A 14,883-nucleotide genomic window follows, 5' to 3' on the forward strand; every position below is an offset into this window, starting at 1 on the left:
TCCGCCCATCGGGGTTTCGCCCGATTGAGGAGTCCCGGGCGACGCGATGATCTGGCGGCCGACCCAGGAGGCTCGCCATGCCCACTCAGCCGGACGACATTTCCGCCGCCTTCGAGGGCGGCTATCCCCAGACCGGCGCGAGCCAGGCCGCCTACGACCGGACCGATCTCCAGCGGGCCATCGAGGCCTACAGGTTCTTCTATCCGACGGTCTCGGGCGTGGCGATGATCAAGGGCAACGAGCCGGTCGGCCTGATCCCCAACAAGGTGTTCGGCATGCTGGAGCTGAAGCCCAGCCAGCTGATGTACACCGGCAATTCCGACACCCCCTACGGCCCGATGGACCTGGACCTCAGCGCCGGTCCCCTGGTGATCGAGCTGCAGCCGGGCCCGCTGATCGTCTGCTCCATCGACGTCAACCAGCGCTGGGTGGCCGACATGGGGCTGCCGGGACCGGACGGCGGCAAGGGCGGCAAGCACCTGCTGGTCGGGCCGGACTATACCGGGCCCCTGCCCGAGAGCGGCTATTACATCCATCGCACCAGCGCCAATCTCCAGGTCGTGGGCGCGCGTTCCATGCCGGTGAACGGCGACGTCGCCGGCGCCAAGGCCCGGCTGACCACGATCAAGGTCTATCCGCTGGACCCGGCCACGCCTTGGGAGGAGCCGGTCTGGAAGGACCTGACCGACGTCCCGCAGGACACCACGCCCCTGGCCTGGGAAACCAACTTCCGGTTCTGGGAAGAGCTGAAATACGCCATCGACACCCAGCCGCCCTATGCCGGCTATCGCAGCGAGTACGGCATGCTGGCCGCCCTGGGCATCGAGCGCGGCAAGCCGTTCGCCCCGGACGAGCGCATGCGCGGCGTCCTCGAGGAGGCCGCCAGGACGGGCAACGCCCAGATGCGCGTCCAGTCGTTCGACGACCGCCGTCCGGACCGGATCGTCTGGCCCGACCGCCGCTGGGAATGGGCCAGCCTGCGGTTCGAGGACGGCGACTTCAACACCGGCGCCCATCTGGACCTGGAGGCGCGGGAAAAGTGGTTCTTCCAGGCCATCGGGGCGTCGCCGGCCATGTTCCGGCGCGACACCCAGGCCGGCTCGCTCTACTGGCTGGGCCATCGCGACGAGACCGGCGCCTATCTCGAGGGCGGCCAGGCCTACCGGCTGACCGTGCCGCTGCCCGTGCCGGGCAAGCTGTTCTGGTCGGTGACGGTCTACGACGCCGAGACCCGCTCCCAGATCGCGACCGACCAGAACAAGGCGGCCCTGCGGTCGATGTTCGAACTGAAGGACCTGTCCGGCGCGTCGGTCGACCTGCACTTCGGCCCCGAGCCGCCCGCCGAGGGCGAAGGGCGCTGGATCAGGACGATCCCCGGCAAGGGCTGGTTCGTCTATTTCCGCATCTACGGCCCCGAGGCCGGAGCCTTCGACGGCTCCTGGAAGCCGGACGACTTCCGGCGCGCCTGAACCCTAGCCCTGGACCAGGGCCTCGATCTTCTCGGACGCCGCGTCCAGGGCCTTGATGGCGCGGATCTCGACGCGGGTCTGCTCGGTCTGCAGGCGGGCCAGCTCCGACTGGGCGTGGGCCAGGCGCAGCTTCAGGTCGGAGAGCTCGTCGGCCAGCAGCAGGGCGCCCATCAGGAACAGGCGCGTCTCGCCCAGCTGGCCGACGTCCTGGCTGACCTGGCGGACCTGGCGGTCGAACAGGCGGGCGATTTCCAGCAGGTGGGCCTCCTGCCCGTCCTCGCAGCCGACGGTGTAGGGGCGGCCGTTCACCTGGATGGTCAGTTGGGCCATGGGTCAGGCCTCCCTTTCCGGACGATCCTCGGGGAAGAGATCGCCCCCTTCGTCGTCGAGATCGTCCTCGTCGTCGTCATGGACGCCTTCGGTGATCAGGCTCTCGTCGCCCAGGGCGGCGCGGATCTCGGCGATGGCGCGGCCCAGGGCCTCGGACGCCTGCTCGCCGGCTTCCTCCAGGGCCTTCTCGCGGGCGCGGGCGGCCTCCAGGTCGACGGCCAGGCGGGCGGCGCGGGACTCGGCTTCCGCCTCGGCGTCGGCGTCGAACAGGCCAGGCGCGCCCGACGGCGCGGCGGCGGCGGCCGAAGCGACACGCGCCGCGCGCTCGGCGGCGATCTTCTGTTCCAGCTGGCCCACGGCGCGCTCCAGGCGGCGTGCGGCGAGTTCGAGGGCGTTCCCTTCGCCCGGGGTCATCGGCATCGTCCAATCATGCGGCGCAACATATAGATCGCTGTCCGCTTCGCCAGCCGCCATGGCGACAATTGGGCGATGAAACGGACTTGGTAACATTACCATGCACGACCTCAACGTTCCTGGGGTTGACTTCCGGCCCAGCGCCCGCAAAACGCCCTGCAAAATCAAGGTAACGTTGGTCGTGTCGACCAAACGCTCGTTAGGAGAAAGACCTCATGGCTGTTCGCGTCGCCATCAACGGTTTCGGCCGGATCGGACGTCTCGTCCTGCGCTCCATCGCCGAGCATGCGCGCCGCGACATCGAGGTCGTCGCCATCAACGACCTCGGGCCCGTCGAGACCAACGCCCACCTGCTGCGCTACGACAGCGTCCACGGCCGCTTCCCGGGCACGGTGACGTCGGGCGAGGACTGGATCGACGTGGGCCTGGGCAAGATCAAGGTCACGGCCATCCGTAACCCTGAAGAACTGCCGCACAAGGACCTGGGCGTCGACATCGCCTTCGAGTGCACCGGCATCTTCACCGCCCGCGACAAGGCCGCCCTGCACCTGGCCGCCGGCGCCAAGCGCGTGCTGGTCTCGGCCCCCGCCGACGGCGCCGATAAGACCATCGTCTACAAGGTCAACCACGAGACCCTGACCGCCGACGACATCGTCGTCTCCAACGGTTCGTGCACCACCAACGCCCTGGCCCCGGTGGCCAAGGTCCTGCACGACCTGGTCGGCATCGAGCGTGGCTACATGACCACGATCCACAGCTACACCGGCGACCAGCCCACGCTGGACACCATGCACAAGGACCTCTACCGCGCCCGCGCCGCGGCCCTGAGCATGATTCCCACCTCGACCGGCGCCGCCAAGGCCCTGGGCCTGGTGCTGCCGGCCCTGAAGGGCAAGCTGGACGGCTCGTCGATCCGCGTGCCGACCCCGAACGTCTCGGTCATCGACCTGAAGGTCGTGCCCTCGCGCGACACCACGGTCGACGAAGTCAACGCCGCCCTGAAGGCCGCCGCCGACGGCGCCATGAACGGCGTGCTGTTCACCACCACCGACCCGCTGGTCTCGTCGGACCTGAACCACATCGCCGCCAGCTCGACGGCCGCCCTGCCCCAGACCCAGGTCATCGAGGGCAAGCTGGTCCGCGTGCTCAGCTGGTACGACAACGAATGGGGCTTCGCGACCCGCATGAGCGACACCGCTCTGGAAATGGCGAAGTTCCTCTAAAGCCTGCCAAACCCCCGCCCTCTCCGAGGCGCGGGGGTTTTCCTTGCCCGTTTAGTCCCCGCCTAGTCCCAAGTCCGCCGACAGGATCACCCATGCCCTTCCGCACCCTCGACACCGCCGAACTCGCCGGCAAGCGCGCCCTGGTCCGGGTGGACTTCAACGTGCCCGTCGATGGCGGCAAGATCACCGACGACACCCGCCTGCGTGCGGCCCTGCCGACGATCCACTACCTGTCATCGAAAAGCGCCAAGGTGATCCTGCTGGCGCACTTCGACCGGCCCAAGGGCAAGGTGGTCCCCGAGATGAGCTTGGCCTTCGTCGCCGAACCGCTGGGCAAGCTGCTGGAGCAGGAGGTGGCCTTCGCCGCCGACTGCGTCGGTCCTGAAGCCGCCAAGGTGGTGGACGCCATGGAGAACGGCGGCGTGGCCCTGTTCGAGAACGTCCGCTTCCACGCCGGCGAAGAGAAGAACGACCCCGACTTTGCCGCCGCCCTGGCCGCCAACGGCGACCTCTATGTGGACGACGCCTTCAGCGCCGCCCACCGCGCCCACGCCTCGACCGAGGGCCTGGCCAAGATCCTGCCAGCCTATCCGGGCCTGGCCATGCAGCGCGAACTCGACGCGCTGGACGCGGCCCTGGGCAACCCCAAGAAGCCCGTGCTGGGCATCGTCGGCGGCTCCAAGGTCTCGACCAAGCTGGACCTGCTCAACAACCTGGTGACGAAGCTGGACCGCCTGGCCATCGGCGGCGGCATGGCCAACACCTTCCTCTACGCCCAGGGCCACGACGTGGGCGGCTCGCTCTGCGAAAAGGACCTGGCCGACACCGCCCGCGAGATCATGGCCACGGCCGCCAAGAGCGGCTGCGAGCTGCTGCTGCCGGTCGACGTCGTGGTGGCCAAGAAGGTCGCCCCGGGCGTCGACGCCCAGACCCGCGACCTCGCCGAAGTGGCCGCCGACGACCTGATCCTGGACGCCGGTCCCAAGAGCGCCCAGCGCCTGCTGGAAGCCATGGACGCCTCCAACACCCTGATCTGGAACGGCCCGCTGGGCGTTTTTGAAGTCCCTCCGTTCGACGAAGCGACCGTTTCGGCGGCAAAACACGCCGCCAAACTCGCAAAATCGGGTAAGATCGTCGCCGTGGCCGGCGGCGGTGATACCGTGGCGGCTCTGAACCACGCGGGCGTCTCGGCGGATTTCACCTTCGTCTCGACCGCCGGCGGCGCGTTCCTGGAATGGATGGAAGGCAAGGCGCTCCCGGGCGTCCAGGCCTTGGAAGCTTAGGAGAGGAAACGTTCTCGGCGCGTCTCAGGAGGGCGCGCCGGACGACAATACGGACCACCCGAAAACCTTCGGGACGGGTCCGGAAAAACTTGGGCAGAGAGCGCATCAGCGCCGGGCCCCAACAACAAGAAACCACCCAACACACTCACGCTTGCAGGAGAACACCACGTGGCGAGGATCACGCTAAGACAGTTGCTGGATCATGCGGCGGAGCATGACTATGCGCTGCCCGCCTTCAACATCAACAACATGGAACAGGGCCTGGCGATCATGGAGGCGGCGGAAGCCGTGAACTCCCCGGTCATCATCCAGGCCTCGCGCGGGGCGCGGAACTACGCCAACGACATCATGCTGGCCCGGATGATCGACGCCCTAGCCGAGATCTATCCCAACATCCCGGTGTGCATGCACCAGGACCACGGCAACGGCCCGGCCACCTGCGCCACGGCGATCCAGTACGGCTTCACCTCGGTGATGATGGACGGCTCGCTGATGGAGGACGCCAAGACCCCCGCCACCTACGAATACAACGTCGAGGTCACCCGCAAGGTGGTCGAGATGGCCCACGCCTGTGGCGTGTCGGTGGAAGGCGAGCTGGGCGTTCTAGGCTCGCTGGAGACCGGTTCGGGCGAGGCCGAGGACGGCCACGGCTTCGAGGGCGTGCTCAGCCACGACGAACTGCTGACCGACCCGGACCAGGCGGTCGAGTTCGTCGAACGCACCGGCGTCGACGCCCTGGCCATCGCCATGGGCACCAGCCACGGCGCCTACAAGTTCACGCGCAAGCCCGATGGCGACATCCTGGCCATGCACGTGATCGAGGCCATCCACCAGCGCCTGCCCAACACCCACCTGGTGATGCACGGCTCCAGCTCGGTCCCCCAGGACCTGCAGGACATCATCAACCAGTACGGCGGCGCCATTCCCCAGACCTGGGGCGTGCCGGTGGAAGAGATCCAGCGCGGCATCAAGCACGGCGTGCGCAAGATCAATGTCGACACGGACAACCGCCTGGCCATCACCGGCGCGATCCGCAAGATCCTGGTCGAGCACCCGCACGAGTTCGACCCGCGCGCTTATCTCAAGCCCGCCAAGGAAGCCATGCGCAAGGTCTGCCAGGCCCGCTTCGTCGAGTTCGGCTCGGCCGGCTACGCCGACAAGATCAAGACCCTGTCGACCGCCACCATGGCCAAGCGCTACACGGCCGGCGAGCTGAACACCAAGTTCGGCGCCACGGCCAAGAAGGCGGCGGCGGAGTAAGGCTTTCCGACTTCGACGCGACGAAGAGGCCTTCCGGGGAGACCCGGAAGGCCTTTTTCGTGGGCTAGAACACGATGTCGCTGGTCGGGAACGACAGGTGCGCGCCCTCGAACAGGATGACTCCGTCGGCGACGGCGTCGGCGTCTACATAGAGGCTCATGGTCGTGCGGTTGGTCGCGCTGTCATAGGTCAGCACGATGTCGCCGGCGTGGCCCGCCGTCGCGCCCAAGTGGAAGGCCTGGTCGCCGGCCACCAGCACATTGGCGTCGATGGCCGACAGGTCCAGGGTGTCGTGCGGTTGACCCGGAGCGCCGGCGTGGGTGAAGTCGACGATCAGGTCAGCCGCCCCGGCCAGGCTGTCCTGCACGATCGAATAGGCAAAGACATCGGCCCCGCCGCCGCCGATCAGCACGTCGGCCCCGGCCCCGCCGATCAGGTAGTTGGCCAGGTCGTTGCCGGTCAGGACGTCGTCCCAGGTCGAGCCGATCAGGTTCTCGATCGAGACCAGGGTGTCGGTCCCCGCGCCGTAGGTGTTCTGGTCCTCGAGGATGGCCAGGCTGACGGTCACGCCGCTCTGGGCGGTCAGATAGACGGCCGTGTCGCTGCCCAGCCCGCCGTCGATGGTGTCATCGCCGTCGCCGCCTTCGAGGAAGTCGTTGCCGCCTCCGCCCCAGACGCTGTCGTTCCCGTCCTCGCCGATCAGCACGTCGGCGCCGTTCAGGCCCTGCAGCCAGTCCTGGCCGGAGCCGCCGGTCAGGCCGTTGCCGCCGTCGTCGCCCGTCAGGACGTCGTCCCAGGCCGAGCCGCCCAGGCTCTCGATCGCCACCAGGGTGTCCAGACCCTGGCCGGTGTCCTGTTGCCCCGCCAGGCGCAGATCCACCGTGACGCCGGTTTCCGACGACGCGAAGGAGGCGGTGTCGACCCCCGCCCCGCCGTTCAGCACATCGTTGCCGCCGGCCCCGTCCAGGATATCGGCGCCGTCTCCGCCGCTCAGGGCGTTGGCCACGCCGTCGCCCACCAGCAAGTCGTCGCCATGGCCGCCGATCACGTTCTCGACGTTGCGGACAGTGTCCTCGGCGACTCCCGCCACATAGGCCGTGGAGTTGACCGCGCCGGTCAGGGTGATCGACACCGCATCGACCTTGTCGTCGAACGAGACGGTGTCGACGCCCTCCTCGCCGTTGATCGTGTCGGCGCCGCCGCGTCCGGCCAGCACGTCATCGCCCTCGGCCCCGCTCAGGGTGTTGACCAAGGCGTCGCCAGTCAGGGTGTCGTTGCCTGACCCGCCGAACACGTTCTCGATGTTGCGCAGCGTATCCTCGGCCACGCCGCCCACCGTCACGACGGCATTGGCGGCGCCGTTCAGGGTCACCACCACCGATAGGGTCTTGTCGTCGTAGATCGCGCCGTCGACGCCCGCCCCGCCATCCAGGATATCGGCGCCGCCCAGGCCCCACAGGAAGTCGTTGCCGGCGCCGGTCGTGATGGTGTCCGCGCCCTGGCCGCCGTGGAAGGTGATGCGCTCGACATTGGTCACCGAGCCGCTGGCCACCCCGCCCACCCAGATGGTGTTCAGCGCCGCGCTGTTGCTGTTGTCGAAGACGATGGAGGCGGTTCGGTCGTTGTAAAACAGGATGGCCTGGTCCGAGCCGGCCCCGCCGTCGATGGCGTCCGCGCCGCCGTCGACATTGAGGTGTACGCCCGTCGAGGCCACGCCCGAGGGGGTCAGCGCGCCCGGCGCCACGCCATTCATCAGCACGTCGTTGCCGTCGCCGCCGACCAGGACGTCGTCGCCCTTGCCGCCGATCAGCACGTCGTTGCCGTCCTCGCCGTACAGCGCGTCGTTGCCGTCTGGGGTGGTCGCGTCGCCGTCGTCGCCCAGCAGCAGATCGTTGCCCAGGCCCCCGTGCAGCTCGTCGTCGCCGCTCAGCCCCTCGATCCGGTCATGGCCGTCGCCGCCGGTGATTAGGTCCAGACCGCTGGTCAGGTCCTTCAGATAGATGGTGTCGACGAAGCTGGGCGAGGTCGACATGAAGGCCAGATGGGTGTCGTCGGACGCGAGGATGGCCCAGAAGGCCCCGCCGCCGCCGACGCCGTTCACCGCCTGGCCCGTGACCCGCGTGATCGCGCCGGTGGCCAGGTCCTTGATGAAATAGCCGCCCGCGCCGCCGGCCAGGTTGGTGGAATTGCTGGCGAAGATCACCTGGGTTCCGTCCGACGAGAACGTCGCGTCCGAGGTGGAATAGCCGTTGCCCTGGACGCCCGTGGCGCTGGTCGAAACCCGCGTCACCGCCCCCGTGGTCAGGTCCTTCAGGAAGATGTCCGAGCGCCCGTTGGTGTCGCCCGCCACCAGATTGGCGGCGTCGCTTTCGAACAACAGCTTCGTGCCGTCCGGCGAGAACACCGGGTTGCGAGCCTCCCCGTCGCCTGTGACCCCCGCGCCGCTGGTGGAGACCAGGGTGATGACGCCCGTGCCGATGTCGTAGGTGTAGATCTGGGCGTAGCCGTTGTAGCCGGCCCCGAAGTTGCTCCAGCTGGAGAAGACGACCTTCGCGCCGTCCGGCGAGAACGACGGCGCCAGGCCGTCCGCCGCCACCAGCGTGATCACACCGCTGGTCAGGTCCTTGATCTGGATGCTCGACTCGCGCGGGGTGACCGAGTTGGCGAAGACGATCCGGGTTCCGTCCGGAGAAAAGTGCGCCTCCTCGACCTCGAGCCGACCGCCCAGGTCGACCGGCGTCACGACCCCCGTCCCGAGGTTGCGGATGTAGAGCGGCCCGTCCGACGCGCCGCTGGTGTCCGTCGCGAGGAACAGAAGCTGGGTCCCGTCCCAGGAAATCGAGGGACTGGAGCTGCTCTGGTCGGCGTTGAAGCCCGCGCCGGCTGTGGCCAGGCTGAGGGTCTTGGTGGCGACGTCGAGGATATAGACGTCGGTGTTGAAGTTCGGATCCTCGGGGATCAGGCCGATGGCGCCGGTCTGGAAATAGATCTTCGTCCCGTCCGGCGACCACTGGGCGTTCATCTCGTTGAAGCCGATACCCGGCAGCGCCAGCAGCGCGACGGGCGTGGCCACGTCGGTTCCGATCAGCACGTCATTGCCCGTGCCGCCCACGATCGTCGTCATGTTCCCCCCGGCGTTTGGCGACGGTCTGGATCGCGCGTCGAGCGTCGCCAGAACCAGCCGCTATAGGCAGGACCGGACGCTAGAGAGCGCGGGGAAAAAAGCAATGTGAAATACAACCTCCGCGCAAGGAGACTGCACTCAAGGTTACCCCGCCGGGTCCCTCGGCGGATAGGCGTGCGCCCCGCCGTTCGGGTCTTCGACCTCGCCGTCGACCGCCAGGTAGTTCGGGCCGATGGGGACCTTGCCGTGGCCGTCGGGGATGTCGAGCACGTAGGTCGGCTGGGCCAGGCCCGAGAAGCGGCCGCGGATGGCGCGCATCAGGGCGCGGCCTTCCTCCACCGTGGTGCGCAGGTGGGCGGTGCCGGGGGCGTGGTCGCCGTGGTGCAGGTAGTAGGGCCGGATGCGGGTCTCGACGAAGGCGCGCATCAGGGCGCCCAGGGTCTCCGGATCGTCGTTGACGCCCTTCAGCAGCACCGTCTGGCTCAGCATCGGAATGCCGGCGTCGACGATCCTCGCGCAGGCGGCGCGGGCGGCCGGGGTCAGCTCGCGGGCGTGGTTGGCGTGCAGGGCCAGATACGTGGTCTTGCCGCTGGCCTTCAGGGCCTGGACCATCTCGTCGGTGACCGCCGCCGGGTCGACGGCCGGCACGCGGGTGTGGAAGCGCACGACCTTGACGTGATCGATCCGGGCCAGGCGCTCGCTCAGATCGCGCAGGCGGCGCGGCGACAGCACCAGCGGATCGCCGCCGGTGACGATCACCTCCCAGATCTCCGGATGGGCCGCGACATAGGCGAAGGCGGCGTCCAGCTTTTCGGGCGAGAGGTTGGCCGCGCCTTGCGGCCCCACCACCTCGCGCCGGAAGCAGAACCGGCAATAGACCGCGCAGGTGTGGGTGGGCTTCAGCAGCACCCGGTCGCGATAGCGGTGGACGATCCCCTCGACCGGGCTGTGGGTCTCGTCGCCGATCGGGTCGGCGACCTCGCCGGGGCTCTCCAGCAGCTCGGCCTCGTTCGGCGTGAACTGGCGGGCGATGGGGTCGCTCTCGTTGGCCGGGTCGATCAGGGCGGCCATGTCCGGGGTGATGGCCACCGCGTAGCGCGCCGCCACCGCCTCGAGCGCGGGCAGGCGCTCGGGGGCGATCAGGCCGGCCTCGGCCAGGGCCTGGGCGCTACGAAGGGGACGGGGGGCGGACATGAGGCGCGGGATATGGCTCATTGGGGGCGGCGAAGCAATGCGACCGCCCGCGCGCGCCTCTGCATCCGTGGCAGAATCGCCGGATAAGAACCCGAAAGCCGGAGCCCCCGCCGATGAAACCGATCCTCACCCTGATGCTGACGGCGACCCTGGCCCTGGGGGCGGGAGAGACCATGGCGCGCACCCAGTTCCTGGCCGGCACCTACAGCGCCGACGGCCACAAGGGCATGTCGCTGCTGAAGTTCGATCCGGCGACCGACGGCTTCACCACGGTGCGCACCTTCGAGGCGGTCGAGAACGCCTCGTTCGCCCTCTACGACGCCAAGACCGGCCGCCTCTACGTCACCGACGAGATCGAGAGCGCCGGCTTCGTGGGCGGTTATGCCGTTTCCAAGGACCTGAAGGCGCTGAAGCCGCTGGGCGTCCAGCCGTCCGGGGCCGGCGCGCCCTGCTACCTGGCCCTCAGCACCGACAAGACCCGCCTGGCCGTGGCCAACTATTTCGGCGACCTGGTGGCGGTGTTCCGCCTGGATCCCAAGACCGGCGCGATCCTGCCCGGGCCGCAAGCCCTGCACGCGGCCGGCGAGACCCCCGAAGCCGCCGAGGCCGCCTTCAAGGCCGGTCACGCCCACTGGGTGCAGTGGTCGCCGGAGGGCGACCGCATCTATGTCAGCGATCTCGGCCACGACGAGATCCGCGTCTATCCCTACGACGCCAAGACGGGCCTGGCCGGCGCGCCGGTCACGGCCGCCAAGCTGATCAAGACCTCGGGCCCGCGCCACCTGGCCTTCCACCCCAAGGGTGGGTTCGCCTATGTCGTCAACGAGTACGCCAACACCGTCGTCGCCTACGCCCGCGAACCGGACGGAACGCTGAAGGCCCTGCAGATCATCACCACCCTGCCCGGCGACTTCACCGGCAAGAACCAGGCGGCCCACCTGACGATCAACGCGGCCGGCGACGTACTCTACATGTCCAACCGGGGGCACAATTCCATCGCCAGCTTCCGCATCGGCGCGGACGGCAAGCTGACCCAGCTCCAGACCATCCCCACGGGCGGCGACTGGCCGCGCTTCTTCCTGCTGGACGAGGCCGACAAGCGCCTGTTCGTGGCCCACCAGCGCAGCGACGACATCGCGGTGTTCCACGTCGAGGCGGACGGCAAGCTGACGGCGACGGGGAAGACGTTCCAGATGTCGCGGCCGGTGATGCTGGTTCCGGTGGGGGAGTAGGGGAGACCCTCTCCCATAGGGAGAGGGAGGGGCCCACGCCGGGAGGCGTGGGAGGAGGGGTTACACCCTCACAGATTTCTCGCGACGCCCTGCCGGCACGCCGTCCGACGCTTAAACCCCTCACCCTCCCACGCTTCGCGCGGGTCCCTCCCTCTCCCTATGGGAGAGGGTTCACCTCGGCCACCGGCGTCCACAGCACCTGGTCCACGCGGCTCGCCCCCGCCGCCAGCATGACCAACCGATCGAAGCCCAGGGCCGAGCCGGACGCCTCGGGCATGATCGCCAGGGCCGCCAGGAAGTCCTCGTCCAGCGGATAGCGCTCGCCGTAGACGCGGGCCTTCTCGTCCATCTCGGCCTCGAAGCGGCGGCGCTGCTCGCCCGCGTCGGTGAGCTCCCCGAAGGCGTTGGCCAGTTCCACGCCGCAGGCATAGAGCTCGAACCGCTCGGCCACGCGCGGGTCGCCGGGCTTGGGACGGGCCAGGGCGGCCTCGGCGGTGGGGTATTCGCAGAGGATCGTGGCGCGACCGATCCCGAGGTTGGGCTCGACCTTCTCGACGATCACCCGGCTGAACACGTCTGCCCAGGTGTCGTCGTCGGCGACCCGGATTCCCGTCGCCCGAGCCGAGGAGGCAAGGACGTCGCGGTCGGTCTCGCCGCCCGGTCCGATGGAGGCCAGCAGGTCCACGCCCGCGTGACGCGTGAAGGCGTCGGCCACGGTCAGGCGCTCGGGCGCGGCGAACGGATCGCAGACGTGGCCCCTGAAGCGGAATTCCAGCGTCCCGGCGGTTTCCGCCGCCAGGGCCAGCAAGGCGGCGCAGTCGTCCATCAGGGTCTGGTAGGGCTCGCCCGTCCGGTACCATTCCAGCATGGTGAACTCCGGATGGTGCAGCGCCCCGCGCTCGCGGTTGCGCCAGACCTTGCCGAAATCGAAGATCCGCCGCTCGCCCGCCGCCAGCAGCTTCTTGCACGAGAACTCCGGCGAGGTGTGGAGGTAGAGCGGCGCGCGCTCCCCCGACAGCGTCAGGGCGGCGGTCTCGAAGGCGTGCAGGTGGGCCTCGTTGCCGGGCGAGACCTGCAGGGCCGCGGTCTCCACCTCCAGGAAGTCGCGCTCGTCGAACCAGGCGCGGAAGGCGGCCTTGATCCGGTTGCGGACGAGCAGGAACGGCCGGCGGTCGGCGTGGCTTTCGGGCCGCCACCAGGGCGAGGGATCGGCTTGCGACACGGGAAAGTCCCTGGGCGGGGGTGGCGTACTTGGCGTGGATCGCTATAGGAGGGCGATATCTAACGCAATTCGCGCGGCCCCGGCCGCCGCGGGATCAAGGACGTACTTCGTGACTAAAGTCGCCGCCAACACGCTGAGGAAGGGCGCCGTCGTCGATATGGACGGCAAGCTCTACGTGGTCCTCACCGCCGAAAACATCCACCCCGGCAAGGGGACGCCGGTCACCCAGCTGAACATGCGCCGCATCTCGGACGGCGTGAAGGTGTCGGAACGCTACCGCACGACCGAGCAGGTCGAACGCGCCTTCGTCGACCAGCGCGACCACACCTTCCTGTACCAGGACGGCGAGGGCTATCACTTCATGAACCCGGAAAGCTACGACCAGCTCGTGGCTTCGGAAGACGTGGTCGGCGACCTGGGCGCCTATCTGCAAGAGGGCATGACCGTGGTGCTGTCGACGCACAACGACGCGCCGATCGCCCTGGAACTGCCGCGCACCGTCGTGCTCGAGATCGTCGAGACCGAACCGTCGGTGAAGGGCCAGACCGCCAGCTCGTCCTACAAACCCGCCGTGCTCAGCAACGGCGTGAAGACCTCGGTGCCGCCCTATATCGCCGCCGGCACCCGCGTGATCATCCTCACCGAGGATGGCTCGTACGTGGAACGCGCCAAGGACTAAGGTCTTCGGTCGGGGGCGGTGCGTCAACACTTGCCCCCTTCGGGCCTTCGGCCCTCCTTCCCCGTAGGGGGAAGAGGACACGCGTTTGCGCCCTCCGCCCCCTACGGGGGCGGACAGACCGCGAAGCGGTCAGGTGGGGGCAAGTGGGTGAGCCACTACCATCTCAGCGCCCACCGCCCGACCACCGCGCCCAGGGCGCCGGTCCCCAGCACCCCCAGGGTGTACCAGACCCCCACGAACACCATCGTGCTCTCCCCGCACGACAGGCCGTAGACCGTGGCCGCCACGCCGCCGGCGAAGGCGCCCGCCGCGAAGCCGGCCAGGGCCGGGCGGGTCGGGGCCATGCCCCGCAGCACCACCAGGGTCGCCGCCAGGCCCGGCAGGGCCAACATGAGAATATTGCGGGCACAGACGGTCCAGGAATGGCCGCGCATCATCGTCATGCGGTCGTCCGGCGCGGCGGCCAGCCACTGGCCGAAACCCACCCCGACGAACGCCGCCAGCACCACTGTCCCGAACAGCAGGGCCCTCTTCGGAACGCCCTCGGGCCGGGCCAGGCGCTCCAGCGCCCAAAAGCCGGCCAGGCCCAAGAGGGCGGTGTAGGTCGCCTTCATCCAGAACATCCGGCCGGTCATGGCGTGCGCCAGATCGTGGCGCGTGCCCAGCCACACCAGCACCCCCACCAGGGCCGCCAGGGCCCCGGCCACGGCCACGCCCGCGAACCGGCGCTGCACCGCCCCGGCGGGGATGGCGCGCGGCTCGGCCGCCAGCCGGTCGATCAGCTCATCCGTCCGCACGGCCGCGCATCCTTTCTCCCAGGCTCTTGAGCGCCCGGTGCAGGGCCACCTTGGCCGCGCCCTCCGAGACCCCGGCCCGCTCGCCCGCCTCGGCCAGGCTCAGCCCCTCGATCTTGACGTCGCGCACCAGCCGCTGCTGCCGCTCGGGCAAGGTTCCCAGCGCCCGGTCCAGATCCATGGCCGAGCCCGGCTCGGGGGCGTAGGCGGCCAGCACCTCGACATAGTCGTCCAGCGGCACGGCCATCCGCACCTTCCTTCGCCGCCAGTGGTCGATCAGCTTGTAGCGCGCCAGGGCGAAGGCCCAGGGGGTGAACGGCTGGGCGCGATCGTAGGTCGCGCGCCGCGTATGCACCGCCATCAGGGTCTCCTGCACCAGGTCCTCCACATCGCCGGGGGCGTCGCGCATGCGGCGCTCGAAATAGACGCGGAGCCGGCCGCCCAGCTGCGATAGCAGAAGCCGATAGGCCGGGGCGTCGCCGTCCAGGCCCAGCAGCATCAACGTCTTCAGGGCGGCTTCGGTATCCGTCACGCCTCCCCCTGTTCGCACGAGACCGGCGGATGGTTACACCCGCGCGCGGAAGGCGGAAACCTGCCCGATGGACGGCTTCGGATATTTTTGTTCGCCCAGGGTGTAACCTTGTCCGGCGACCATCCGT

At 69.0% G+C, this 14,883-nt stretch carries 13 protein-coding genes; 6 read left to right on the top strand and 7 right to left on the bottom strand.

Annotated features, from left to right (window positions below; all coding sequences use genetic code 11):
* Nucleotides 1-77: 77 nt before the first annotated feature.
* The gene (locus AC07OA_RS22915) at nucleotides 78-1,469 is read left to right on the top strand and encodes a DUF1254 domain-containing protein (protein ID WP_494666136.1); all 1,392 of its coding nucleotides are present in this window, start codon (nucleotides 78-80) and stop codon (nucleotides 1,467-1,469) included.
* A 3-nt stretch (nucleotides 1,470-1,472) separates the two neighbouring features.
* Here AC07OA_RS22915 and AC07OA_RS22920 read toward each other — a convergent pair whose 3' ends face one another.
* Together AC07OA_RS22920 and AC07OA_RS22925 are read right to left on the bottom strand one after the other, a co-directional pair.
* Nucleotides 1,473-1,799: a cell division protein ZapA gene (locus tag AC07OA_RS22920; protein ID WP_012284839.1), complete on the bottom strand. Its 327-nt coding sequence runs from the start codon at nucleotides 1,797-1,799 to the stop codon at nucleotides 1,473-1,475.
* Nucleotides 1,800-1,802: 3 nt separating this feature from the next.
* Entirely contained in the window at nucleotides 1,803-2,213 is a 411-nt protein-coding gene (locus AC07OA_RS22925; RefSeq protein ID WP_494666137.1) for a hypothetical protein, read from the bottom strand.
* A 215-nt stretch (nucleotides 2,214-2,428) separates the two neighbouring features.
* On the opposite strand from AC07OA_RS22925, the gene gap reads away from it, so the two are divergent.
* From gap to fba, 3 genes are all read left to right on the top strand, one after another.
* Nucleotides 2,429-3,436 carry a type I glyceraldehyde-3-phosphate dehydrogenase gene (gene gap / locus AC07OA_RS22930; protein WP_494666138.1) on the top strand — a complete coding sequence of 336 codons (1,008 nt, stop codon included), beginning with the start codon at nucleotides 2,429-2,431 and terminating at the stop codon, nucleotides 3,434-3,436.
* 92 nt (nucleotides 3,437-3,528) lie between these two features.
* Nucleotides 3,529-4,719 (top strand): phosphoglycerate kinase, encoded by a 1,191-nt coding sequence (locus AC07OA_RS22935; protein WP_494666139.1) that lies wholly within the window; start codon nucleotides 3,529-3,531, stop codon nucleotides 4,717-4,719.
* A gap of 168 nt (nucleotides 4,720-4,887) precedes the next feature.
* Nucleotides 4,888-5,979, top strand: a complete 1,092-nt coding sequence (gene fba / locus AC07OA_RS22940) for a class II fructose-bisphosphate aldolase (RefSeq protein WP_494666140.1) — start codon at nucleotides 4,888-4,890, stop codon at nucleotides 5,977-5,979.
* Nucleotides 5,980-6,043: 64 nt separating this feature from the next.
* Here fba and AC07OA_RS22945 read toward each other — a convergent pair whose 3' ends face one another.
* Together AC07OA_RS22945 and AC07OA_RS22950 are read right to left on the bottom strand one after the other, a co-directional pair.
* Nucleotides 6,044-9,103, bottom strand: coding sequence for a M10 family metallopeptidase C-terminal domain-containing protein (locus AC07OA_RS22945; protein ID WP_494666141.1), 3,060 nt, complete (start codon nucleotides 9,101-9,103; stop codon nucleotides 6,044-6,046).
* A gap of 144 nt (nucleotides 9,104-9,247) precedes the next feature.
* The gene (locus AC07OA_RS22950; protein ID WP_494666142.1) at nucleotides 9,248-10,297 is read right to left on the bottom strand and encodes a lysine-2,3-aminomutase-like protein; all 1,050 of its coding nucleotides are present in this window, start codon (nucleotides 10,295-10,297) and stop codon (nucleotides 9,248-9,250) included.
* Nucleotides 10,298-10,410: 113 nt separating this feature from the next.
* Here AC07OA_RS22950 and AC07OA_RS22955 point away from each other — a divergent pair, with 113 nt between their 5' ends.
* Entirely contained in the window at nucleotides 10,411-11,529 is a 1,119-nt protein-coding gene (locus AC07OA_RS22955) for a lactonase family protein (protein WP_494666143.1), read from the top strand.
* Nucleotides 11,530-11,686: 157 nt separating this feature from the next.
* Here the strand turns inward: AC07OA_RS22955 and epmA are convergent, their stop codons facing one another.
* Nucleotides 11,687-12,751 (bottom strand): EF-P lysine aminoacylase EpmA, encoded by a 1,065-nt coding sequence (gene epmA, locus AC07OA_RS22960; protein ID WP_494666144.1) that lies wholly within the window; start codon nucleotides 12,749-12,751, stop codon nucleotides 11,687-11,689.
* A gap of 109 nt (nucleotides 12,752-12,860) precedes the next feature.
* On the opposite strand from epmA, the gene efp reads away from it, so the two are divergent.
* Nucleotides 12,861-13,430: an elongation factor P gene (gene efp, locus AC07OA_RS22965; RefSeq protein WP_494666145.1), complete on the top strand. Its 570-nt coding sequence runs from the start codon at nucleotides 12,861-12,863 to the stop codon at nucleotides 13,428-13,430.
* A gap of 155 nt (nucleotides 13,431-13,585) precedes the next feature.
* Here the strand turns inward: efp and AC07OA_RS22970 are convergent, their stop codons facing one another.
* The gene (locus tag AC07OA_RS22970) at nucleotides 13,586-14,227 is read right to left on the bottom strand and encodes an NrsF family protein (protein WP_494666146.1); all 642 of its coding nucleotides are present in this window, start codon (nucleotides 14,225-14,227) and stop codon (nucleotides 13,586-13,588) included.
* Nucleotides 14,214-14,756: a sigma-70 family RNA polymerase sigma factor gene (locus tag AC07OA_RS22975; protein ID WP_494666147.1), complete on the bottom strand. Its 543-nt coding sequence runs from the start codon at nucleotides 14,754-14,756 to the stop codon at nucleotides 14,214-14,216. The genes AC07OA_RS22970 and AC07OA_RS22975 overlap by 14 nt, the downstream gene beginning before the upstream one ends.
* Nucleotides 14,757-14,883: the final 127 nt, after the last annotated feature.

The organism is Caulobacter sp. GW821-FHT09B08 (assembly GCF_059418225.1).

Bases quoted from the DNA above. Each gene is read 5' to 3' on its own strand.
- AC07OA_RS22915 (WP_494666136.1), top strand. From the start codon at position 78: ATGCCCACTCAGCCGGACGACATTTCCGCCGCCTTCGAGGGCGGCTAT.
- AC07OA_RS22920 (WP_012284839.1), bottom strand. From the start codon at position 1,799: ATGGCCCAACTGACCATCCAGGTGAACGGCCGCCCCTACACCGTCGGC.
- AC07OA_RS22925 (WP_494666137.1), bottom strand. From the start codon at position 2,213: ATGACCCCGGGCGAAGGGAACGCCCTCGAACTCGCCGCACGCCGCCTG.
- gap (WP_494666138.1), top strand. From the start codon at position 2,429: ATGGCTGTTCGCGTCGCCATCAACGGTTTCGGCCGGATCGGACGTCTC.
- AC07OA_RS22935 (WP_494666139.1), top strand. From the start codon at position 3,529: ATGCCCTTCCGCACCCTCGACACCGCCGAACTCGCCGGCAAGCGCGCC.
- AC07OA_RS22945 (WP_494666141.1), bottom strand. From the start codon at position 9,103: ATGACGACGATCGTGGGCGGCACGGGCAATGACGTGCTGATCGGAACC.
- AC07OA_RS22950 (WP_494666142.1), bottom strand. From the start codon at position 10,297: ATGTCCGCCCCCCGTCCCCTTCGTAGCGCCCAGGCCCTGGCCGAGGCC.
- AC07OA_RS22955 (WP_494666143.1), top strand. From the start codon at position 10,411: ATGAAACCGATCCTCACCCTGATGCTGACGGCGACCCTGGCCCTGGGG.